Origin of the sequence: Nocardioides aequoreus, from assembly GCF_000720335.1 — a bacterium.
Classification (GTDB): domain Bacteria; phylum Actinomycetota; class Actinomycetes; order Propionibacteriales; family Nocardioidaceae; genus Marmoricola; species Marmoricola aequoreus.
In genome coordinates this window covers 1-20,412 of the sequence record NZ_JOJN01000004.1, presented here as the reverse complement: position 1 = coordinate 20,412, position 20,412 = coordinate 1, and the positions used below count along the sequence as shown (strand labels likewise).

Below are 20,412 nucleotides of genomic sequence, written 5' to 3'. Positions count from 1 at the left end.
GCTCAGTGCGACCAGGTCCGCGCGGTGCGCTCGGCCAGCTGCTCGAGCGACTCGACCGGTGCGGCCATCGCGCGCTCCTCCCCCACCAGCTCGACCAGGGAGTACGCCGACTCCACGCCGAGCGCGCGCATCTCCCGGCTGCCGACCAGCACCTGACCGGCCAGGGCGACGCACGGGACCAGGTGCTGGGCGGCCAGCTGGGCGACGCCGTAGGGCACCTTGCCGGCGCGCGAGGAGAAGTCGAAGGCGCCCTCGCCGGTGAGCGCGAGCCCCGCCCCGGTGAGGAGGTCGTCCAGGCCCACGGCCTCGGCGACGACGTCGAGACCGCTCACGCGGTGTCCGCCCAGCAGCAGCAGCGCGAAGCCGAGGCCGCCGGCGGCTCCCGCGCCCGTGCCGGTGCGCGTGGCGAGCTTGCGGTCGGTGGCGTCGGCGAAGACCTGGAGCCAGCCGTCGACGGTGACCAGGCGCTCGTCGGGCAACCCCTTCTGGGGACCGAAGATCTTGGTGGCGCCGTGGATGCCGAGCAGCGGGTTGTCGACGTCGGAGGCGATCACCAGCTCGACGTCGCCCACCGCCTCACGGGCCGCGGCCAGGTCGACGTCGCCGACCTCGGCGAGGCCCGTCGGGCCCGACGTCAGCGACCCCTGACCGGCCGTCGCCCCGAGCGCGGCGAGCATGCCCGCCCCCGCGTCGTTCGTGGCCGAGCCACCGAGCCCCACGACCACGCGGCGCGGACCCGTCTCGAGGGCGGCGCGCAGCAGCTCGCCGAGCCCCACCGTGGTGCCGTGCTCGGGCCTGCGGTCGTCGGGCTCGGTCAGGTGGAGCCCGACCGCCTGCGCGCTCTCGACGTACGCCGTGTCGCCGACGCGCAGGACGGCCGCGGGCACGGGGACGCCGTACGGGTCGGGCACGGTGACGGCGTGGAGCTCGCCGTCCAGCGCTGCGTGCAGCACGTCGAGGAAGCCCGGGCCGCCGTCGGACATGGGCACCTGGACGAGCTCGTCGTCCGGCGCGCGCCGGGCCCAGCCGCGCGCCATGGCGGCAGCCGCCTCCACGGCGGAGAGGGTGCCGGCGAACTTGTCAGGAGCGATGACGACCCTCATGGCGACGACCCTAGGCCATCTCCGCGCGGCGTCCGCTAGGGCGTCGATGCGTGCGAGAGGGCGGCCGGCAGCTGGCCGCGGGTGTGCTCGGCGGCGGGGAGCTCGAGCCAGAAGCACGCTCCGCCGAGCCGCTCCGAGGTCTCGACCCCGACGCGCCCGCCGTGGGAGGCGGCGATCCGGCGACAGGTGTCGAGTCCGATGCCGTGGCCGGCGACAGCGGAGCTCCGGGCGTCGTCGCCGCGCACGCCGCGGGCGAAGACGTGCTCGCGCAGCTCCGGCGGCACGCCGGGGCCGGTGTCGTGCACCCGCAGGCGCACCACCTCGTCCCGACGCTCGCCGTCGACCAGCACGCAGCCGCCCGGGCGCTCGGCGTGGGTGAAGGCGTTGGCCAGGAGGTTCTGCACCACCGCGCGCAGCTGCACCGGGTCCCCCAGCAGCAGGGGCAGCTCCTCGACCACGACCAGGGTCTTGCCGCGACGGGCCGAGAGGTCGACCAGTGCCGCGTCGACGAGGCCCTTCGCCTCGACCGGCTCGCGACGCAACCGGCCGCCGAGGCCCGCGAACTCGAGCAGCCCGCTCACGGTCGTCTGGGCGCGTCGCGCGGCGCCGACGGCGGTGCCCACGAAGCCGCGCAGGACGGCAGGGTCGGCGTCACCCTCGTCGAGCTGCTCCTCGACCAGGTCCAGGGCGAGCGACACCGCGGAGAGCGGCGCCAGCAGGTCGTGGCTCACCTGCCCGGCGAAGGCGGCCAGGTGCATGTTGGAGCGCTGCAGCTCGTCGCTGTCGCGGACGGCGCGCGTCAGCGTCTCGGCCATCGCGTCGCGGGCGCGCTCGGCCTCCAGCACCCGCGAGGCCGTGCGCGCCAGCTGCTCCAGCGTGCGGCGAGCGCGCTCGTCCCACTGCAGCGGCTTGTCGTCGAAGACGCACAGCGTGCCGATGGGCAGGCCGCGCTCGGTGACCAGCTGGCTGGCGGCGTACCCCACGACGGCGCCGGAGGTCACGAAGTCGAGGTGGGCGAAGCGCTCGTCCTCGCGGGCGTCGGACACCAGGTGGGTGCGCTCGGTCGACTCGACCACGCGAAGGCACAGCGACTGCTCCTTGGCGACGACGCCCTCCGCACCGTCGGCGTCGAGGAGCACGTGCTGGTGCTGCGAGGAGAGCAGGTTGAAGCGGGCGCTGCTCGCGCCGCAGGCGACGCGCGCGACCTGCAGGAGCTCCGACATCACGTCGGGGAGGGGTCGGTCGAGCAGCGCGAGCGACGTCAGCTCGACGTCGCGAGCCCGATCGGGGGAGGTCACCGCTGAATGATAGGGAACGAATGTCCGATCTTGACGCTTTCGCACTACTGGTCTACTCGGTGCTCACGCTCCTGGGAGCGTCCAGATCGGCATCCAGCGACCGGGGTCTGGCTCGAAGGGGAGGTCCGCACCCACGGCGTCGCGGACCTGCCGCTCGCGCAAGGTGTCGCGCGACTGGGGACCGGTCGGCACGAAGGGGTAGAAGGTGCCCTGCTTGTAGAGGTAGACCAGGTGCGCGCGCCCGCCGACGTCGTCGACGAAGCTGATCACCGAGCAGAGCAGGCTGGAGGAGAAGCCCTGGGCCTCCAGCGCGGCGTTGACGGCGTGCAGGTCGGTCACCAGCCCGGCGGGGTCGGGCGGGTCGGTGCGCACGGTGAGCCAGGTGTAGCCGTAGTCGTCGACCACCGACTCGGTGCGCGGGCCGCCGCCCGTGCCGACCAGGCCGGCGGCCTCCTCCTGGCTGAGCCGTGAGGCATGGCCCTCCGCGGCCCGGAAGCACACCGATCCGGTGCCCGTGGGCCGCAGCCCGAGCGCCGCCTCGAGGCTCATCGCCGCCGACGGCACCGCGAAGAGCGCGTCCAGCTGTGCCGCCTTGGGCGTCGTACGCCCGCGCAGCGCGTCCCAGAGGCCCAAGGTCAGTACGCCTTGCCGAGCTCGGCCTGGATCTTGGCGAGCTGGTCGAGGCGCTGCTCCAGCGGGGGGTGGGTCGAGGTCAGCGTGCTCAGCGAGGCGCCCTTGATGGCCGGGGCGATGAAGAAGGCGTTCATCGACTGCGAGGCACGCAGGTCGCGCTCGGGCACGTTGTTCATCTGCCCGCTGATCTTCTGCAGCGCGGAGGCCAGCGCGCCCGGCTTCTGGGTCAGGTAGGCGCCCGACCGGTCGGCGCACAGCTCGCGGTAGCGCGAGAGCAGCCGCAGAGCGATGAAGCTGACGGCGTAGACGACCACGCTGACCAGGACGGCGATCAGCACGGCGGGGACGCCGCCGCTGTCGCGGTTGCCACGGCCGAGCGCGCCGAACTGCGCGCCCTGCAGGGTCATGCCCGCGACGATGCCTGCGGAGGCCGCCGCGGTCATGACGAGCACGTCACGGTGCGCGACGTGGGAGAGCTCGTGGGCCAGCACGCCCTCCAGCTCCTCGGCGTTCAGCGTCTGCAGGATGCCGGTCGTGACGCACACCGCCGAGCGCTGAGGCGACCGGCCCGTGGCGAAGGCGTTGGGGATGGGGCTGTCGGAGATGGCGACGACCGGCTTGGGCATGTCGGCCATGGCGCAGAGCCGGTCGATCATGCCGTGCAGCTCGGGCGCCTGCTCGGGGGTGACGACCCGGGCACGCATCGCGCGCAGCGCCACCGTGTCGGAGCGCCACCACTGGAAGATGCCGATGCCGATGCCCGCGATGCCGACGACGACCCCGAGGCCGGGGCTGTAGGCCATGACGGCGACCACGATCGCCACGAAGAGCGCTCCGAGGAGGAACATCGTGGCGGTCATCCGCGCGGTCAGGCCGGAGTCGGACTGGAATCTGGTGCGTGCCATGTGAGGTGAACGCCGTGCCTTCGTGGGTTCGTTCCGCGGACGGGATGAGAAGTTGGTGAGAAATCCGGGGTCAGCCGGGGATGAGGCCATCGTCGCCCAGCAGGGCGCGGACCTCCTCGAGCGTCGCGTCGGGCGGCGGGAGGATCAGGTCGGAGTCGTGCAGGAAGTCCTCGCCGACCGGGCGTCCGAGCTCGCGCACGCGCGTGAGCAGCGTGCCCAGCGCCTCGGCGAAGACCTCGTGGTCACCGGCTTCGACGGCCTGCTCGACGGCGTCGTCGAGCCCGTTGAGGGCCGAGACCTCGTCGTCGCTGACCTCCAGCTGACCCTCCCCCATGATCCGGACGATCATCGCTGCTCCTCCGGCCGCTGCGCGGGCGCCTCGGTCGGCGACTCGGCCGCCTGTGGCTCCCCGGGTGCCTCGGAGGCCTCGAGCTGCTGCGGCGCGCTGCTGGTGCCCTTGAGGGCGGCGAGCTCGGCCTCGACGTCGGCGCCGCTGCTCATCGCCTCGAGCTCGCGGGAGATGTCGTCGCCCCGCGAGAGCGAGCTGGCGTCGTCGAGCGCGCCCGAGGCGATCAGCTCGTCGACGGCACCCGCGCGGGCCTGCATCTGCAGGGTCTTGTCCTCGGCGCGCTGGATCGCCATGCCGACGTCGCCCATCTCCTCGGAGATCCCGGAGAAGGCCTCGTTGATGCGTGTCTGCGCCTCGGCGGCCGTGTAGGTGGCCTTGATCGTCTCCTTGCGGGTGCGGAAGGACTCGACCTTCGCCTGGAGCCGCTGCGCGGCGAGCGTCAGCTTCTCCTCCTCGCCCTGCAGCTGCGTGTGCTGGGCCTGCAGGTCGGAGATCTGCCCCGTCAGGGCCGACTTGCGGGTCAGCGCCTCGCGGGCCAGGTCCTCGCGGCCGACGTCGATGGCCTTCTGCGCCTGCTGCGTGAGCTTGTCGGACTGCGCGGTGAGCTGGTTGACCTGCAGCTCCACGCGCTTGCGGCTGGTCGCCACGTCGGCGACGCCACGGCGTACCTTGGTCAGCATCTCGAGCTGTCGCTGGTAGCTGTAGTCGAGGGTCTGGCGCGGGTCCTCGGCCTTGTCGAGGGCGGAGTTGGCCTTGGCCCGGAAGACCGTGCTGATGCGCTTCATGAGGCTCATGGGCAGAACTTACCCGCTGTCGCCTCAGCCGTCCCGTGCCGGACGGCTCCGCGCACGACGTCGTCGGGCAGATGTCCGACAGGTAGGCTGCGCACCCCAGCCCGTCCCGTCCGTCGCCCGGCCCCCGCGCCGTCGTACGCCCGTCGTCCCCGAGGATCCGTCACCCGTGTTTGGCCGCAACAAGACCGACTCCCCCGCCGGAGCCACGCCCGTCGCGAGCGAGGCTTCGCAGCCGGCCGCCGGTGGCGCCCACACCCCCGGCCACACCCCCGGCAAGGGCCGTCCGACGCCCTCCCGCAAGCAGGCGCAGGCCGAGGCCAAGCGCCGGGCCCGCGCCGCGGTCGACACCAAGGAGGCCCGCCGGCAGCAGCGCAGCAAGCGCTCGGAGCTGGCGCGCAAGCAGCGCCAGGGGATGAAGGAGGGCGACGAGCGCTACCTCATGGCCCGCGACAAGGGGCCGGTCAAGCGCTTCACCCGCGACTACGTCGACGCGCGGCTCTCGATCGCCGAGCTGCTGCTGCCGATCCTGGTGCTCGCGCTCGTGCTGCAGTCGGCCGGCAGCGCCAGCATGGTCAACCTCGGCTCCTCGCTGATGACCACGACGATCCTCGTCGTCTTCGCCGACTCCGCCTTCGCGATCTGGCGGCTCAAGCGCCGGCTGCGCGCGGAGATGCCCGACGAGAGCCTCAAGGGCGTCACCTTCTACGCCCTGATGCGGATGCTGCAGCTGCGGCCCACCCGGATCCCGAAGACCCGGGTCAAGATCGGCGGCCGGCCTAAGTGACGACGCCCGGGCCTGAGCTTGCGAAGGCCCGATGGCGTCGGCAGGTCGAGGTGCGAGCCGTCCGGCTCGACGGAGGAGAGCCGGACGACGAAGCCTCGAGACCCGGTGAGCCGAGAGACGCGCCGAGGAACGCGCGAGGAGCAGTCCCTCCCTCGTCAGGGCGAGAGCGACATCGGCCCGTAGACCTCACGGTCGCCCTCGAGGAGGGTGACCGAGGCGACGCCGTCGTCGGCCAGGTCGGGGTAGACCTCCCCCAGCCAGCTCTCGGCGTCGCTGCGACTGGGGAACTCCGTGCGCTCCCGGTCGAGCACGCGGCCGTCGGCGTCGAGCAGCTGCCACCACCACGGCACCTGGTCGCTGCGGCTGCTGGCGAAGGTCGGCTCGGGGGCGTTGGTCACGAGGGTCTCCCGGAGGTCAGGCGCGGACGTCGGTCACGACGAACGGCGGCTTGGTGACGACGAAGGACTGACCGCGGCCCCGCACGTCGACCAGCACCTCGTCGTCGAGGCCGACGGCGCGGTCGAGGAGGGCCAGGGCGACACCCTGCTTGAGGGTGGGGCTGAAGGTGCCGGAGGTGACCGTGCCCACCGGGGTGCCGTCGGTGGTGGTCACCTGCATGCCCGGGCGCGGGATGGCGCGCACCTGCGCGAGCAGGCCACGCAGCAGCCGCGACGGCTTGGCCGCACGCTCGGCGACCAGCACGTCCTTGCCGGCGAAGCGCGGCTTGTCCCAGCCGACCGCCCAGCCCAGCCGCGCCTGGACGGGCGTCACGTCCGGGGAGATGTCCTGCCCGTGCAGCGGGTAGCCCATCTCGGTGCGCAGCGTGTCGCGGGCGCCGAGCCCGCAGGCCACCAGGCCGTACGCCGCGCCGGCGGCGACCAGCGCGTCCCACACCGCGACGGCGGAGGACGCGTCGACGACGAGCTCGTAGCCGACCTCGCCGGTGTAGCCGGTGCGGCAGACGACCACGGAGGCGCCGTCGAGGTCGGCCTCGACGAAGCTCATGTAGTCGTGGCCGACGGGGAGCCCCACCTCGCGCAGCACGTCCTCGGCGCGGGGCCCCTGCACCGCCAGGACCGCGCGCGCGGCGTGCAGGTCCTCGACCTCGACGCCCTCGGGCGCGCTCTCGCGCACACGGCGCAGCACCTCGGCGCTGTTGGCGGCGTTGGGCACGAGCATCGCGCGCTCGGCGTCGTGCAGGTAGACGATCAGGTCGTCGACCACGCCACCGGTCTCGTCGTCGCAGAGCAGGGTGTACTGCGCCTGCCCCGGACCGATCCGCGCCAGGTCGTTGGTGAGCAGGCCGTCGAGGTGGGCGACCGCCCCCGGACCCCGGACCTCCGCGGTGCCGAGGTGGCTCACGTCGAAGAGCCCGACGGCCTCGCGCACCGCGGTGTGCTCGCGGACGACGCCGCCCCCGGCGTACTCCAGCGGCATCTGCCAGCCCCCGAAGGGCGCCAGCTTGGCGCCGAGGGCGACGTGCCGCTCGTGGAGCGGGGAGGTCTGCAGCGGGGTGCCCTGGTCGGCCTCGTCGGACATGCGGCGAACGTACAGCAGCCGTCGGTCGGGACGTCCGCCTACGATGCCTCGCGTGACGACCTACACGCTGCGCAAGGGCAGTCCGGCCAAGACCCGCACCGACGTCGTGGTGGTCGGCGTGGTCCGACGCGGCGAGGGCGCGCCTGCCGTCGCCGCCGGCGGCGAGGAGGTCGCGGCGGCGTACGGCCGCAGGCTCAGCCCGCTGCTGAGCGCCAGCGCCTTCCGGGGCGACCTGGGCGAGGTGCTCCGCGTGCCCACCGGCGACACGCTGCGCGCCGGTCAGCTGCTGCTCGTCGGCCTCGGCGCCGACGAGGCGGTCGACGACGACGCCCTGCGACGCGCAGCCGGCACCGCGGCGCGCCACTTGGGCAACGCCGCGTCGGTCTCCCTGGCGCTCCCGATGACCACCCCCGCCCAGGTCGGTGCCGTGGCCGAGGGCTTCGCCGGTGGCAGCTACTCCTTCACCCGCTACAAGTCGGGCGCGGAGCCGACCGCGGTCGGCGAGGTCTCGCTGCTGAGCCCGGTCGCGCGCGACCCCGAGGCCGTGGCCGCGCTCGAGCGGGCCGAGGTGCTGGCCGCCCACGTGGCGCACGCCCGCGACTGGGTCAACACGCCTCCCAACGACCTGACCCCGGCCGCCTTCGCCGACGCCGTCGTCGCCCTCGCCGCCGCGCAGAAGGGGCGCGGGCCGAAGGTCGAGGTGGAGGTGCTCGGACCAGACGAGCTCCGCGAGCTGAGCTGCGGCGGCGTGCTCGGCGTCGGCCAGGGCTCGGCCAACGAGCCGCGCCTGGTCAAGCTCACCTGGCGACCCGCCGACGCCGCCGCCCGCCTCGCCCTGGTGGGCAAGGGGATCACCTACGACTCCGGCGGCCTGACCATCAAGCCGGGCAGCTCGATGACCACGATGAAGTACGACATGGGCGGGGCGGCCACCGTGCTGGCCGCCACCTTCGCCATCGCCGCGCTGGGTCTGCCGGTCGAGGTGACCTGCTACGCACCCATGGCGGAGAACATGCCCTCCGGCTCGGCGATGCGACCCGGCGACGTGCTGACGATGCACGACGGCCAGACCGTCGAGGTCACCAACACCGACGCCGAGGGCCGGCTCCTGCTGGCCGACGCGCTCGCCATGGCGGTCGCCGAGCGACCCGACGCCGTCGTCGACGCCGCCACCCTGACCGGGGCCTGCATGGTGGCGCTGGGCGACCGCTACGCCGGCGTCTTCGGCGACGACGCCACGGCCGGCGGCGTCCTCGCGGCGGCGGAGCAGGCGGGCGAGCTCGCGTGGCGGCTCCCGATCCCCGAGCAGAGCCGCACCGCCGTGGGCGAGAGCCCCGTCGCCGACGTGCTGCAGAGCAACTGGGTGCGCTGGGGCGGCGCCCTCTTCGCCGCGGCCTTCCTGGAGCGCTTCGTCGGCGACACCCCCTGGGCGCACGTCGACCTCGCCGGTCCGGCGTGGAACACCGGGGGCGCGAGCGGCCACGTGCCGTCGGGTGCCACCGGCTACGGCGTCAGCACCCTGGTGCAGTACGCCGCCTCACTCGTCGTCGACTGACCTCTCGGCGGAGCCCTCGATGGGCCGGCGCAGCAGGTCGCGCTGCTGCTGCTTCTGCCGCCGGTTGTAGTCGCGCATCCGCTGGGGCACGCCCACCAGGCCCGCGTCGTACGACGGCACGCCGTGGCGGTTGCAGAAGTCGTGGGCCCACTGCACCGAGGGCACCCGGCGCCGGGTCCACTCCCCGTCGTAGGCGACGAGCAGCACCGTCACGTCGGTGACGGTGGTGCGCGGCTCGACGAAGCCCTCGACGCCGCGCCGCGTGCTCACGAAGTCGGCCAGGTGCTGCTGGTCGGCTCCGTCGGAGGCGCGTACGACGGGACCGTCGCCGCCACGACGTCGCGGGCGACGACGAGGACGGCCTCGGAAGCGGTCGAGCAGGCCCATGGCACCAGTGTGCGGCATCGACCCCGCCCCGCGGCTACCGACGGGTCACGACGGGGGTGTGATCGACGCCCGACGGAGGTGGTTGGATGGAAGCCGACGATCAGGGAGGTCAGTCGTGTCCGACGGTTCCGCGACCGCACCCAGCGGGCGGGAGTTCGACGTCGTGGTGCTCGGCGCAGGCTCGGGTGGCTACGCCTGTGCGCTGCGCGCCGCCGAGCTCGGGCTCTCCGTGGCCCTCGTCGAGAAGGACAAGGTCGGCGGCACCTGCCTTCACGTCGGCTGCATCCCCACCAAGGCCCTGCTGCACGCGGCCGAGGTCGCCGACACCGCCCGTCACGGCGAGCGCTTCGGCGTGCGCACGACGCTCGAGGGCGTCGACATGCAGGCCGTCAACGCCTACGCCGACGGCGTCGTCTCGCGCCTCCACCGGGGCCTCACCGGGCTGGTGAAGGGTCGCGGCATCACCGTCGTCGAGGGCACCGGGCGGCTGAGCGGTCCGCGCACCGTCGAGGTCGATGGCCAGACCTGGACGGCCTCCCGCGCCGTCGTGCTCGCCACGGGGTCGCAGCCGCGCACCCTCCCCGGCGTCGAGGTCGACGGCGAGCGGGTGCTCACCTCCGAGCACGCGCTGGGCCTGACCGAGGTCCCCGGCTCGGTGATCGTGCTGGGTGGCGGCGTCATCGGCGTCGAGTTCGCCAGCGTGTGGCGCTCCTTCGGGTCCGAGGTCACCGTGCTCGAGGCGCTGCCCCACCTCGTGCCGGCCGAGGACGAGCACTGCTCCAAGGCCCTCGAGCGCGCCTTCCGCAAGCGCGGCATCCGCTTCCACACCGGCACCCGGGTCGAGGCCGTCAAGGCCACGGAGTCCGGCGTCAGCGTCACCGTCGAGGGCGGCGCGACCCACGACGCCGACCTGCTGCTCGTGGCCGTCGGCCGCGGCCCGGTCTCCGACGGGCTCGGCCTGGAGGAGCAGGGCGTGGCCACCGAGCGCGGCTTCGTGACGGTCGACGCCACGCTGCAGACCTCGGTGCCGGGCGTGTACGCCGTCGGCGACCTCGTCGCCGGGTTGCAGCTGGCCCACCGCGGCTTCCAGCACGGCATCTTCCTGGCCGAGCAGCTCGCCGGGCTCGAGCCCGTGCCGGTGGCCGAGAGCACCATCCCGCGCGTCACCTACTCCGAGCCCGAGGTCGCCTCCGTCGGTCTCACCGAGGCGCAGGCCCGCGAGCAGCACGGCGACGCCGTCGAGACGCTGGTCTACGACCTCGCCGGCAACGGCAAGAGCCAGATCCTGGGTACGTCGGGCTTCGTGAAGCTCGTGCGCGTCTCCGACGGCCCGGTCGTGGGCGTGCACCTGGTCGGGAGCCGCGTCGGCGAGCTGGTGGGCGAGGCCCAGCTGATCGTCGGCTGGGAGGCCCATCCCGACGACGTGACGCCGCTCGTCCACGCCCACCCGACCCAGCACGAGGCGCTCGGCGAGGCGCACCTCGCCCGCCCCTGCTCGAGGTCTCCACCGACAAGGTCGACACCGAGATCCCCTCCCCCGTCGCCGGCACCCTGCTGGAGATCAAGGCCGAGGAGGACGAGACCGTGGAGGTCGGCGCCGAGCTCTGCGTGGTGGGCGACGAGGGCGAGGGCGGCGGCTCCGACGACGCCTCCGGCTCCTCCGACGAGGCCTCCGACGACACCGACGACGAGCCGCCCCTGCTCGAGGTCTCCACCGACAAGGTCGACACCGAGATCCCCTCCCCCGTCGCCGGCACCCTGCTGGAGATCAAGGCCGAGGAGGACGAGACCGTCGAGGTCGGCGCCGAGCTCGCGCTCGTCGGTGACGCCGACGCCGCGGACACCTCCGACGAGCCCGAGCCGGAGCCCGAGCCGGAGCCCGAGCCGGAGCCCGAGCCGGAGCCCGAGCCGGAGCCCGAGCCGGAGACCGAGCCGGAGCCGAAGCAGGAGCCGAAGCAGGAGAAGGCGCCCGCGCCGTCGAAGGAGTCGAAGCAGGAGGAGCAGACCTCCGGCGCCCCCAAGGCCGGGCCGCAGGACGACAAGGGCTCGAGCAGCTCCCAGGGCAGCTCCCAGGACAGCTCCCAGGCAAGCTCCTCGGGCGACACGGCGTACGTGACCCCCCTGGTGCGCAAGCTCGCGGCCCAGCACGGGGTCGACCTCGGGAGCATCGAGGGCAGTGGCGTCGGCGGCCGGATCCGCAAGCAGGACGTGCTCGCGGCCGCCGAGGCGGCCAAGCAGGCGTCGTCGGCCGACGAGCCGGCCGCGGCCGACGCCGGCGAGGCGTCGTCTGCGGGACGCAGCAGCGACCGCGCCCCGCAGCCCACGGCCCCGAGCCCGTTGCGCGGCAAGACCGAGAAGATCAGCCGGCTGCGCAAGGTCATCGCCACGCGGATGGTCGAGTCGCTGCAGACCTCGGCCCAGCTGACGCAGGTCGTGGAGGTCGACGTCACCAAGATCGCGCGGCTGCGGGATCGCGAGAAGGCCGACTTCCTGGCCCGCGAGGGCGTGAAGCTGTCCTACCTGCCCTTCTTCGCCAAGGCGGCGGTCGACGCGCTCAAGACCCACCCGGCGCTCAACGCCACCTTCGACCTGGAGGCGGGCGAGGTGACCTACTACGACCGGGAGAACGTCGCCTTCGCCGTCGACACCGAGAAGGGTCTGCTGACCCCGGTCGTCAAGGACGCCGGTGACCTCTCGATCGCCGGGCTGGCGAAGAAGATCGCCGACGTCGCCGAGCGCACGCGCACCAACAAGATCGGTCCCGACGACCTGTCGGGCGGCACCTTCACGATCACCAACCTCGGCAGCGTCGGGGCCCTGTGGGACACCCCGATCATCAACAAGCCGCAGGTGGCGATCCTCGGTCCGGGCACGGTCGTCAAGCGCCCGGTCGTCATCGACGACCCCAACCTGGGCGAGACGATCGCGGTGCGTCACATGGTCTACCTGGCGCTGACCTACGACCACCAGCTGGTCGACGGCGCCGACGCCGGCCGCTTCCTGCAGGACGTCAAGGCGCGCCTGGAGTCCGGCTCCTTCGACGTCTGAGCACCTCCACGACGCGGACCGAAGTGTCGGTTTCCCAGGTTCACCTGGGAAACCGGCACTTTGCATGCGTTGCAACGTGTGTGAAGTGCGGTCAACCCGTGTGAAGTGAGGCTGGGTGCGCCATCACGCGGCTCGGCGACGCCTGACGTGGTCCCAGAAGCGGCTCTCGAGCTGCCGCGGACGACCCAGGTCGGTCCAGTCCCAGCGGAAGAAGGACTTCCCGGTCAGTCCCCGGACGAGGTCCTCGCGCTGCTTCTCCTCATAGACGACCTGATCGGGGCTCTTGTCCGGGTCGTAGGCGCGGAAGTACTTGCCGCGGCCGTCGAACTCGCCCAGCGTCCCGAGCTCGTCCCAGTCGAAGTCAGCGACCGCGACCAGCCGTCCGGCGTCGTCATACACCTCTCGCTGGGGCTCAGGCAGCGGGATGCTCGTCCTGTGGAAGAGGACCATGGACCGGGTCTCGCCCACCGACTCGTGCCGCCCATCGGTGTACATCAGCAGCACGTGGATCTTCTGCGAGCCGGGCCAGTGCGACAGCCTCTCGAAGGTCCGGTGCAGGTCGTCGATGTCGGTGAGCCCGAGGAACTGCGCGTTGTCGGCCGACACGAGGGCCGGCTCCAGATGGGCCACCGTGGCGGTCTCGACCACGGCGCGGGCCGGCGCGCTGACGTCGAGCCCGCGAACGTGCAGCACCTCGTCCTCGGGCAGCCGACCCACGTGGTGCACGACGTCGGGCTGCCGCCTGGCCGCTCCGGCATCGAGACGGGTGACGTGCACGCGCGAGAGGTCCACGCCCCAGACCGCGATCCCGAGCGCGACCAGCGCCGTCGCGTGGGTGAAGACGACCGGGCCCGGCGTGCTGCGCCTCACGGCGTGGGCCAGGACCAGGTGTCGCTCGGTGGCGTCGAGAGTGTCCCAGACGTCGTACGGCAGGTAGCAACCGCGGCGCACGCGGTGCCAGACCCTCGCGCGGACGAGCGCGGCGATCTGCCGGTCGTCGTACCCGCAGTCCAGCGCCTCGCGTCGCAGGAAGACACCCTCTGCCGCCGCGATCAGCCGTAGGGGATCCATGGGTCGAAGCCTCGACGAGGCGCCCGCCAGCCACCACGGTGAATTCGCGACTGTGGACAAGCGCGCCCTTCGGCAACCCTGTGGAGCACGAGGACTTCACACGAGCTCCTGGCACCTCACATGCGTTGCAACGCGTGTGAGGTGCTGGTTCCCCAGGTGAACCTGGGGAACCAGCGCCGCGAGAAGACCACTCACATGTGGATCATGTGGCCCGCGATGCCCTCGATGGCCTCCTTGACGGCCTCGGAGAGCGTGGGGTGGGCGAAGACGTTGCGGGCGACCTCGTCGGCGGTGAGGTCCCACTTCTGGGCGAGCGTGAGCGCGGGGAGCAGCTCGGTGACGTCGGGGCCGATCATGTGGGCGCCGAGCAGCTCGTTGTGCTCGGCGTCGGCGACGATCTTGACGAAGCCGACGGCGTGGCCCAGGCCCTGGGCCTTGCCGTTGGCCGAGAAGGGGAACTTGGCGACCTTGACGTCGTAGCCCTTCTCCTTGGCCTGCTCCTCGGAGTAGCCGAACGACGCGATCTGGGGCTGGCAGTACGTCGCCCGCGGGATCATGTCGAAGTCGACCTCCATCGTCTCCGCGCCGGCGATGGTCTCGGCCGTCACCATGGCCATCGCCTCGGCCGTGTGGGCCAGCATCAGCTTGCCGGTGACGTCGCCGATGGCGTAGACGCCCTCGACGTTGGTGCGACCGCGCTCGTCGACGGCGATCGCGCCGCGGTCGGTGGTCTTCACACCGGTCGCCTCGAGGCCGTAGCCCTCCAGCCGCGGCGCGAAGCCGATGGCCTGGAGGACCTTGTCGGTCTCGATGACCTCCTCCTTGCCGTCCTTGGAGACGGTGACCTTGACGCCCGAGCCGGTGTCCTCGAGCTTCTCGACCTTGGTGCCGAGGCGGACGTCGACACCGAGCTTCTTGTAGTGCTTGAGCAGCTCCTTGGAGACCTCGGCGTCCTCGGTCGGGACCATCCGGTCGAGGAACTCCACGATGGTGACGTCGACGCCGAAGTTCTTCATCACGTAGGCGAACTCGACGCCGATGGCGCCGGAGCCCGCGATCACGATGGAGCCGGGCAGCTCGGCGTCGAGGATCTGCTCCTCGTAGGTCACGACGTTGTCGGAGAGCGAGGTGCCGGGGATCAGCCGGGTGGTGGCACCGGCGGCGATGATGACGTGGTCGGCGGTGACGGTGCGCTTCTCGCCGTCGTTGTCGACCTCGATCGTCTTGGCGTCCTTGAAGGTGCCCCAGCCGTGGATCTCCTCGACCTTGTTCTTCTTCATCAGGAAGTGGACGCCCTTGACGATGCCCGCGGAGACGTCGCGCGAGCGCGAGTGCGTGGCGCCGTAGTCCATGGTGGCGTCGCCGCTGATGCCGAAGAGCTTCTTCTCGTGCTGCAGCGTGTGCGCGAGCTCGGCGTTGCGCAGCAGGGCCTTGGACGGGATGCAGCCGACGTTGAGGCACACGCCGCCCCAGTACTGCTTCTCGACCACGCCGACCTTCAGGCCGAGCTGCGAGGCACGGATGGCGGCGACGTACCCACCGGGTCCGGCGCCGAGGACGAGGACATCGAAATCGCTCACGACGCGAGCCTAGTGCGGCCACCACCTGCACCGACACCCGGTGGGCAACCCGCGGGTCACATGGGTGGGCCCGCATCGGGCACACGCCTACCGTGTCTCCCATGCGTGTGCTGATCGGCGGATCGACCGGATTCCTCGGGACCCGTCTGCGCGAGCGACTGGAGTCGCTCGGGCACGAGGTGACCGGACTCGTACGACGGGAGCCGGGCGCCGGCGAGGTCCGGTGGGACCCGTACGGCGCCGCGCTCGGGCCGGAGGTCGTCGACGCCCACGACGTCGTGGTCAACCTCGCCGGGTCGCCGCTGATCGGCAACGTGCACTCCCAGCAGTGGGCCCGCGCCGTGATGACCAGCCGCGTCACCACCACGCAGGTGCTGGCGCGGGCGATCGCGGAGGGCGACCGCAAGCCGGCCTTCCTCGCCGGCAACGGCATCGCCTGCTACGGCGACCACGGGGCGACCCCGCTGCCGGAGTCCGCCCCCAGCGAGGGCGAGGCCTTCCTGGCGCGCGTGACCCGCGCGTGGGAGGCGGCCGCCGCACCGGCCGCGGAGGCGGGCGCCCGCGTCTGCGTGCTCCGCACGAGCCCCGTGATGGACCGACGCAGCCAGCCGCTCGGGATGCTGCGGCTGCTCTTCAAGTCCGGTCTCGGCGGGCCTCTCGGCTCCGGCGAGCAGCACATGCCGATGATCTCGGCTCGCGACTGGGTCGACGCCGTCGTTCACCTCGCCGGCGGCGACGTCAGCGGTCCGGTCAACCTGTGCTGCGCGCAGACCCCCACCAACGCCGACTTCACCCGGGCGCTCGCGTCCGCGCTGCACCGCCCCGCCCTCCTCAAGGTGCCGGGCCCCGTGCTGGCCCGGGCCGCCGGCCCGATGGCCCCGGAGCTGCTCGGCTCCGTCAACGCCGTGCCCCAGGTGCTGCTCGACTCCGGCTACCGCTTCCACGACGCCGACGTCACGGCGGTCGTGGCGGAGGCGCTGCACCCGACGCGCTGACCCGCCAGTCGCCGCCGCGTCGCTCGAGCACGAGCGAGCGTGCGCGGGGTGGGGTGCCGGGCAGCACCCGCTCGTCGCCGGCCCGCGAGACCAGCCGTCCGCCGGCCAGGCGGTCGACCACCCTCAGCTCCAACCGGCGGGCCGCGGCGAGGCGCACCCGCACCGAGACCAGCTGGGTCGTCAGCCACTCCACGCGCCAGCCGGCGTCGCGCCAGCGGCGCAGCAGCCGGACGTCGGCGCGGCCCGCCGAGGAGCCGGGCGCGTAGAGGGCGCGCAGCGCAGAGGCGTCGACGGCGGCCCAGGCCGCGGCGCGACGCTCGTCCCACGCGGTGAGCACCGCGACCGCGCGGCGTACGTCGTCGCGCGCCGGCGCGGCCTCCGACCGGGTCGGGGCGTCGCGGTCGGGCGCCTGCGCCGGGCCGCCCGGGGCGAGCAGCGCGAGGGCAACGACGCAGGCGGTGATGCCGAGTCCGACCCACCGCCAGCTGCTCACCCGGTCACCCTGCCCCCGATCCCGCGGGGTGCCTGCGTCGTCCACAGGTAATCTCGACGGCGTGGCCCTCGAGCACCGCGACCTGACCGACGCCCCCGTCGACTACCTCGACGCGTGGGAGCGACAGCGCGCGGCGCACGCCGAGGTGGTCGAGGGCGCGCCCGACACCGTGCTGCTGCTCGAGCACCCGCCCGTCTACACGGCGGGCAAGCGCACCGAGCCCCACGAGCGCCCGCAGGACGGGACCCCGGTCATCGACGTCGACCGGGGCGGCAAGATCACCTTCCACGGCCCCGGCCAGCTCGTCGGCTACCCGATCGTGCGACTGCCCGACCACGTGCTCGTCGTCGACTACGTGCGCCGCCTCGAGGAGGCGCTGATCGCGGTCTGCCGCGACCTCGGCGTGGCCACGGCCCGGGTGCCGGGTCGCAGCGGCGTGTGGCTGCAGGCCGACGCCGCCGGCCGCCCGGAGCGCAAGATCGCCGCGATCGGCATCCGGGTCAGCCGCGGGGTGACGATGCACGGCTTCGCGCTCAACTGCGACGTCGACTTGGGCTGGTACGACCGCTTCGTGCCCTGCGGCATCGCCGACGCCGGCGTCACGACGCTCTCCGAGGAGCTCGGGCGACGGGTCACGGTCACCGAGGTGCTGCCGTCGGTGCGCCGCCACCTCGACGCGCTGCTCGCGTGGACGCCGTACGACGCCACGCCCGACTACGAGGCCCGGCCCGACCCGTCGAAGCGGACCGCGGCAGCCGCGGCCGACAGCCTGCGTGTCCCGGTGCTCAATCCGCTGACCTGACCCCCGGCTCCGCCATGCTGGGGGACTGCCAGCACGGTGCCGGACGGAAGGGTGTGACCGGGTGAGCGAGCTCGTGATCGAGACGAGCGGACTCCGCAAGTCCTACCGCCACGGCCTGCGCCGACGGGTCGCCGTCGACGGCCTCGACCTGGCCGTGCCGGCCGGCGGGGTGCACGGCTTCCTCGGGCCCAACGGCTCGGGCAAGACCACCACGATGCGGATGCTGCTCGGCCTGGCCCGGCCCGACAAGGGCGTCGCGCGCGTCTTCGGGCTCAAGGTGCCCTCGCAGCTGCCGCAGGTCGTCGACCGCGTCGGCGCCGTGATCGGCTCCCCCGGCTTCAGCCCCCACCTCTCCGGTCGCACCAACCTGCAGCTGGTCGGCCGCACGCTCGGCCTCTCCCGCACCGGCGTCGACGAGGTGCTCCACCAGGTGGGCCTGGAGAGCCGGGCCCGCTCCTCCTACGCGTCGTACTCCCCCGGCATGCGGCAGCGGCTCGCCATCGCCGCCGCGCTGCTCAAGACGCCCGACCTGCTGCTGCTCGACGAGCCCACCGCGGGTCTCGGCCCCGCCGGCGGGCGCACGGTGCGCGACCTCGTGCGCCGCCTCGGCGACGGCGGCACCACGGTGCTGCTGAGCTCGCACAACCTGGTCGAGGTGCAGCAGCTGTGCCACTCCGTCTCCGTCATCGACCACGGGCGGCTGCTGGCCTCCGGCCGCGTCGACGAGCTGCTCGGCGAGCGGACGTCGCGCACCCGCGTCAAGGTCGCTGACCTCCGCGGTGCCCAGCACGTGCTGCGCTCGGCGGGCCGCACCGTCGCGCGCGACGGCGACGCGCTGCTCGTCGAGGGCCACGAGCGCCCTGAGGAGATCACTCGGGCGCTGGCCGCCCGGGGCCACTACGTCACCGAGCTGATCGAGGTCCGCCCCGACCTCGAGTCGGTGTTCCTCCAGCTCACCGGTCGCGCGCCGGACGGGTCGAGCACGCCGACCCCGGCGGACGGGGAGCGCTGATGGGTCTCCTCGGAGTCGAGCTCACCCGCTGGCGCGCCCGGCCGGCCGTGGCGGCGCTGATGCTCGCCGCGGTCCTCTTCGCCCTCGTCGCCGCCGGGCTCACGGCCTGGGAGTCACGCGCGCTCACCGAGGCCGAGCGCGACGACGCCGTCAGCCAGGCCGAGCTGACCCTGCGCGACCCCGGGGTCCGCGCCGAGGTCGAGGCCTGCCGCGACTCCCCCACCGACTACCTCGGCCCCGACGCCGTCGCCGACGACTGCCTCGGCGTGCTGGCTCCCGACCCGGAGCGCTTCTGGCCGCGCACCCCGCTCGACCTCGCCGAGGTGCTGCCCCAGCGTGGCGTCGAGGTGGCGCTGGTGGTGGTCTGCCTGATGGTCGTGGCCGCCAGCACCTTCGTCGGCGCCGACTGGGCCACCGGGTCGATGCGCACGCAGCTGCTGGTCGAGCCGCGCCGCCTGCGGGTCTGGCTGGCCAAGGCGGTCGCCGCGCTGGTCTGGTCGGCTGCCACGACCGCGGTCGCGCTGCTCGCCTTCTGGGGCGTGCTGGCCGCGGTGGCCCGGGCCCGCGGTCTCGAGGTCGGCGACGGTGTCGCCCTCGACGCCGCCGCCCAGGTGGGCCGCAGCGTCGTCCTGGCCGCCTGCGCCGCGCTCGGCGCCTTCGCGCTGACCATGGCGCTGCGCCACACCGTCGCCACGCTCGGCCTGCTCTTCGTCTACGCCGTCGGCGGCGAGATCGCGCTCGGGCTGCTCCCCGTGCCCGACGTCGCGAGCTGGTCGGTCGGCCGCAACGCCCTGGAGTGGGTGCAGGACGGTCCCGGAGAGGCCTTCACCCTGGCGGGCTCCCCCTACCTGGGGCCGGCGGCCTTCCTGGGGGCCCTCACGCTGCTCGCGGTGCTGGTCTCGCTCCCGGTCTTCACCCGCCGCGACGTCTGACGCGCAGCCGGACCCGCCTCAGCGCGCCTGGTCGCGGTAGTGCCCGACCATCGCCGGGTAGTAGTCGCGCTCGAAGTCGATCGCGTCGACGTCGCCGCCGGTCTCGGCCGCCACCAGCCGGTCGAGGTAGTACTCCCAGCCGGGGCCGGTGCTCTCGGCCTCGGTGGGGTCGACCCCCGGCTGCTCGAAGGTCAGCGTCGTCACGCCGTCGTCCTCCTCGAGGACCAGGTCGAGGTGCCAGCGCGCCTCGCCGACGTGCGAGGTCAGCCGCAGCACCCGCGGCGGCACGCACTCGCGGATCTCCATCTCCTCGCCCGTCGCGTCGCCCTCGGCCTCCATCACGAAGGTGACCCGGCCGGTGGCGGGCTCGCCGGACCAGGTGCCGATCCAGCGTCGTAGCCGCTCGGGCTCGGTGACCGCGGCCCACACGTCCTCGCGCGGGGCGCGGAAGGTGCGCGTGAGGCGCAGCACGGGTCGACCGTCCTGCTGCAGGATGCGTCCGGTGGGCGTGCGGCTCATGCCGACTCCTCTCGTGCCGGGGCGGGCGAGGCTCGCCGCTCCCGGGTGGTGCGGCGCACCTCGGTCTCGAGGGCGTCGAGGTGGTGGTCGGTGACGAGGGGCGCCTCCGGCCGGAGCTCCCGGAGCAGTGCGGCGACCGGCTCCAGGCCCTCGGTGCGCAGCGAGTAGTGCCTCTCGCGCCCCTGCTCGGCCACCTGCACCAGGCCGGCCTGGTGGAGGTGGCGCAGGTGCCGGCTGATCGCCGGTCGCGACACCGGGTGGTCCCGCGCCAGGTCGACGACGCGCTGCGGACCGGCGCGCAGCTGCCGGAGCACGCTGCGGCGTACCGGGTCGTCGAGAGCGGCGAAGGCGTCCACCCACAAAAGGTAACGCAGCGGTTACGCATTGGCCAGGTGCGGACGACGGTGCGCTGGGGCGCGACGTACAGTGGAGCGTGTGACATCAGCACCTGAGCAGGCCACACGACCGGCGTCGACCAACCCCGCCGAGCCCGCAGGACGCAAGCTGCTGCGGCTGGAGGCCCGCAACGCCGAGACCCCGATCGAGCGCAAGCCGGAGTGGATCAAGACCCGCGCGCGGATGGGTCCGCAGTACACCGAGCTGCAGCAGCTGG

The 20,412-nt window shown here is 73.3% G+C and carries 20 protein-coding genes and 3 pseudogenes; 9 read left to right on the top strand and 14 right to left on the bottom strand.

Translation table 11 applies throughout. The features are described 5' to 3' along the window. Positions 1-2 precede the first annotated feature (2 nt). From IG63_RS0108960 to IG63_RS0108935, 6 genes are all read right to left on the bottom strand, one after another. Positions 3-1,103 carry a glycerate kinase family protein gene (locus tag IG63_RS0108960; protein WP_030484032.1) on the bottom strand — a complete coding sequence of 367 codons (1,101 nt, stop codon included), beginning with the start codon at positions 1,101-1,103 and terminating at the stop codon, positions 3-5. Between the two features lie 35 nt (positions 1,104-1,138). Next, positions 1,139-2,401 carry a sensor histidine kinase gene (locus IG63_RS0108955; RefSeq protein ID WP_030484031.1) on the bottom strand — a complete coding sequence of 421 codons (1,263 nt, stop codon included), beginning with the start codon at positions 2,399-2,401 and terminating at the stop codon, positions 1,139-1,141. A gap of 63 nt (positions 2,402-2,464) precedes the next feature. After that, positions 2,465-3,034: a PspA-associated protein PspAB gene (gene pspAB, locus IG63_RS0108950; RefSeq protein ID WP_030484030.1), complete on the bottom strand. Its 570-nt coding sequence runs from the start codon at positions 3,032-3,034 to the stop codon at positions 2,465-2,467. Positions 3,035-3,036: 2 nt separating this feature from the next. Continuing rightward, entirely contained in the window at positions 3,037-3,939 is a 903-nt protein-coding gene (gene htpX / locus IG63_RS0108945) for a zinc metalloprotease HtpX (RefSeq protein WP_030484029.1), read from the bottom strand. A gap of 70 nt (positions 3,940-4,009) precedes the next feature. Next, the gene (pspAA, locus tag IG63_RS0108940) at positions 4,010-4,288 is read right to left on the bottom strand and encodes a PspA-associated protein PspAA (protein ID WP_030484028.1); all 279 of its coding nucleotides are present in this window, start codon (positions 4,286-4,288) and stop codon (positions 4,010-4,012) included. Continuing rightward, a complete protein-coding gene (locus tag IG63_RS0108935; protein ID WP_030484027.1) occupies positions 4,285-5,082 on the bottom strand; it encodes a PspA/IM30 family protein in 798 nt (265 codons plus the stop codon). Before IG63_RS0108935 ends, pspAA begins: the two co-directional genes overlap by 4 nt. Positions 5,083-5,248: 166 nt before the next feature. On the opposite strand from IG63_RS0108935, the gene IG63_RS0108930 reads away from it, so the two are divergent. After that, positions 5,249-5,866: a DUF3043 domain-containing protein gene (locus IG63_RS0108930; RefSeq protein ID WP_030484026.1), complete on the top strand. Its 618-nt coding sequence runs from the start codon at positions 5,249-5,251 to the stop codon at positions 5,864-5,866. Positions 5,867-6,021: 155 nt separating this feature from the next. Here the strand turns inward: IG63_RS0108930 and IG63_RS0108925 are convergent, their stop codons facing one another. Beyond that, the gene (locus IG63_RS0108925; RefSeq protein WP_245604369.1) at positions 6,022-6,264 is read right to left on the bottom strand and encodes a hypothetical protein; all 243 of its coding nucleotides are present in this window, start codon (positions 6,262-6,264) and stop codon (positions 6,022-6,024) included. A gap of 16 nt (positions 6,265-6,280) precedes the next feature. Beyond that, positions 6,281-7,405, bottom strand: a complete 1,125-nt coding sequence (gene gcvT, locus IG63_RS0108920) for a glycine cleavage system aminomethyltransferase GcvT (RefSeq protein ID WP_030484024.1) — start codon at positions 7,403-7,405, stop codon at positions 6,281-6,283. Between the two features lie 43 nt (positions 7,406-7,448). Between gcvT and IG63_RS0108915 the strand changes: the two genes are divergently transcribed. Further along, positions 7,449-8,960: a leucyl aminopeptidase gene (locus IG63_RS0108915; protein ID WP_157210090.1), complete on the top strand. Its 1,512-nt coding sequence runs from the start codon at positions 7,449-7,451 to the stop codon at positions 8,958-8,960. On the opposite strand, the gene IG63_RS0108910 is transcribed toward IG63_RS0108915, so the two are convergent. Then, complete coding sequence (locus IG63_RS0108910; RefSeq protein WP_051706455.1) at positions 8,943-9,347, bottom strand: hypothetical protein; 405 nt, start codon at positions 9,345-9,347, stop codon at positions 8,943-8,945. The two genes, IG63_RS0108915 and IG63_RS0108910, sit on opposite strands and share 18 nt — an antisense overlap. Between IG63_RS0108910 and lpdA (IG63_RS22090) the strand changes: the two are divergent. After that, positions 9,346-10,770, top strand: a pseudogene (gene lpdA / locus IG63_RS22090) (dihydrolipoyl dehydrogenase); the annotation flags it as partial. The gene IG63_RS0108910 and the pseudogene lpdA (IG63_RS22090) overlap by 2 nt on opposite strands. Before the next feature lie 65 nt (positions 10,771-10,835). Continuing rightward, positions 10,836-12,395: pseudogene (gene sucB / locus IG63_RS0108895) on the top strand (2-oxoglutarate dehydrogenase, E2 component, dihydrolipoamide succinyltransferase); the annotation flags it as partial. A gap of 123 nt (positions 12,396-12,518) precedes the next feature. On the opposite strand, the gene IG63_RS0108890 reads toward sucB, so the two are convergent. Beyond that, entirely contained in the window at positions 12,519-13,466 is a 948-nt protein-coding gene (locus IG63_RS0108890; protein ID WP_030484018.1) for a type IV toxin-antitoxin system AbiEi family antitoxin domain-containing protein, read from the bottom strand. Positions 13,467-13,657: 191 nt separating this feature from the next. Continuing rightward, positions 13,658-15,046 carry a dihydrolipoyl dehydrogenase gene (gene lpdA, locus IG63_RS0108885; protein ID WP_030484017.1) on the bottom strand — a complete coding sequence of 463 codons (1,389 nt, stop codon included), beginning with the start codon at positions 15,044-15,046 and terminating at the stop codon, positions 13,658-13,660. Between the two features lie 101 nt (positions 15,047-15,147). Here lpdA (IG63_RS0108885) and IG63_RS0108880 point away from each other — a divergent pair, with 101 nt between their 5' ends. Further along, positions 15,148-16,041, top strand: a complete 894-nt coding sequence (locus tag IG63_RS0108880) for a TIGR01777 family oxidoreductase (RefSeq protein ID WP_030484016.1) — start codon at positions 15,148-15,150, stop codon at positions 16,039-16,041. On the opposite strand, the gene IG63_RS0108875 is transcribed toward IG63_RS0108880, so the two are convergent. Next, positions 16,001-16,534, bottom strand: a complete 534-nt coding sequence (locus IG63_RS0108875; protein WP_030484015.1) for a hypothetical protein — start codon at positions 16,532-16,534, stop codon at positions 16,001-16,003. The two genes, IG63_RS0108880 and IG63_RS0108875, sit on opposite strands and share 41 nt — an antisense overlap. A gap of 61 nt (positions 16,535-16,595) precedes the next feature. On the opposite strand from IG63_RS0108875, the gene lipB reads away from it, so the two are divergent. The 3 genes from lipB (at position 16,596) to IG63_RS0108860 (ending at position 19,280) form a co-directional block, all read left to right on the top strand. Then, complete coding sequence (gene lipB / locus IG63_RS0108870; RefSeq protein WP_051706450.1) at positions 16,596-17,336, top strand: lipoyl(octanoyl) transferase LipB; 741 nt, start codon at positions 16,596-16,598, stop codon at positions 17,334-17,336. A 61-nt stretch (positions 17,337-17,397) separates the two neighbouring features. Beyond that, positions 17,398-18,348 carry an ABC transporter ATP-binding protein gene (locus tag IG63_RS0108865; protein WP_030484013.1) on the top strand — a complete coding sequence of 317 codons (951 nt, stop codon included), beginning with the start codon at positions 17,398-17,400 and terminating at the stop codon, positions 18,346-18,348. Then, entirely contained in the window at positions 18,348-19,280 is a 933-nt protein-coding gene (locus IG63_RS0108860) for an ABC transporter permease (RefSeq protein WP_030484012.1), read from the top strand. Before IG63_RS0108865 ends, IG63_RS0108860 begins: the two co-directional genes overlap by 1 nt. 18 nt (positions 19,281-19,298) lie before the next feature. Here IG63_RS0108860 and IG63_RS0108855 read toward each other — a convergent pair whose 3' ends face one another. Both IG63_RS0108855 and IG63_RS0108850 read right to left on the bottom strand, forming a co-directional pair. After that, positions 19,299-19,799 (bottom strand): SRPBCC family protein, encoded by a 501-nt coding sequence (locus tag IG63_RS0108855; RefSeq protein ID WP_030484011.1) that lies wholly within the window; start codon positions 19,797-19,799, stop codon positions 19,299-19,301. Next, positions 19,796-20,155, bottom strand: a complete 360-nt coding sequence (locus IG63_RS0108850; RefSeq protein WP_030484010.1) for an ArsR/SmtB family transcription factor — start codon at positions 20,153-20,155, stop codon at positions 19,796-19,798. The genes IG63_RS0108855 and IG63_RS0108850 overlap by 4 nt, the downstream gene beginning before the upstream one ends. A gap of 148 nt (positions 20,156-20,303) precedes the next feature. Here IG63_RS0108850 and IG63_RS23530 point away from each other — a divergent pair. Beyond that, a pseudogene (locus IG63_RS23530) lies at positions 20,304-20,412 on the top strand (lipoyl synthase); the annotation flags it as partial.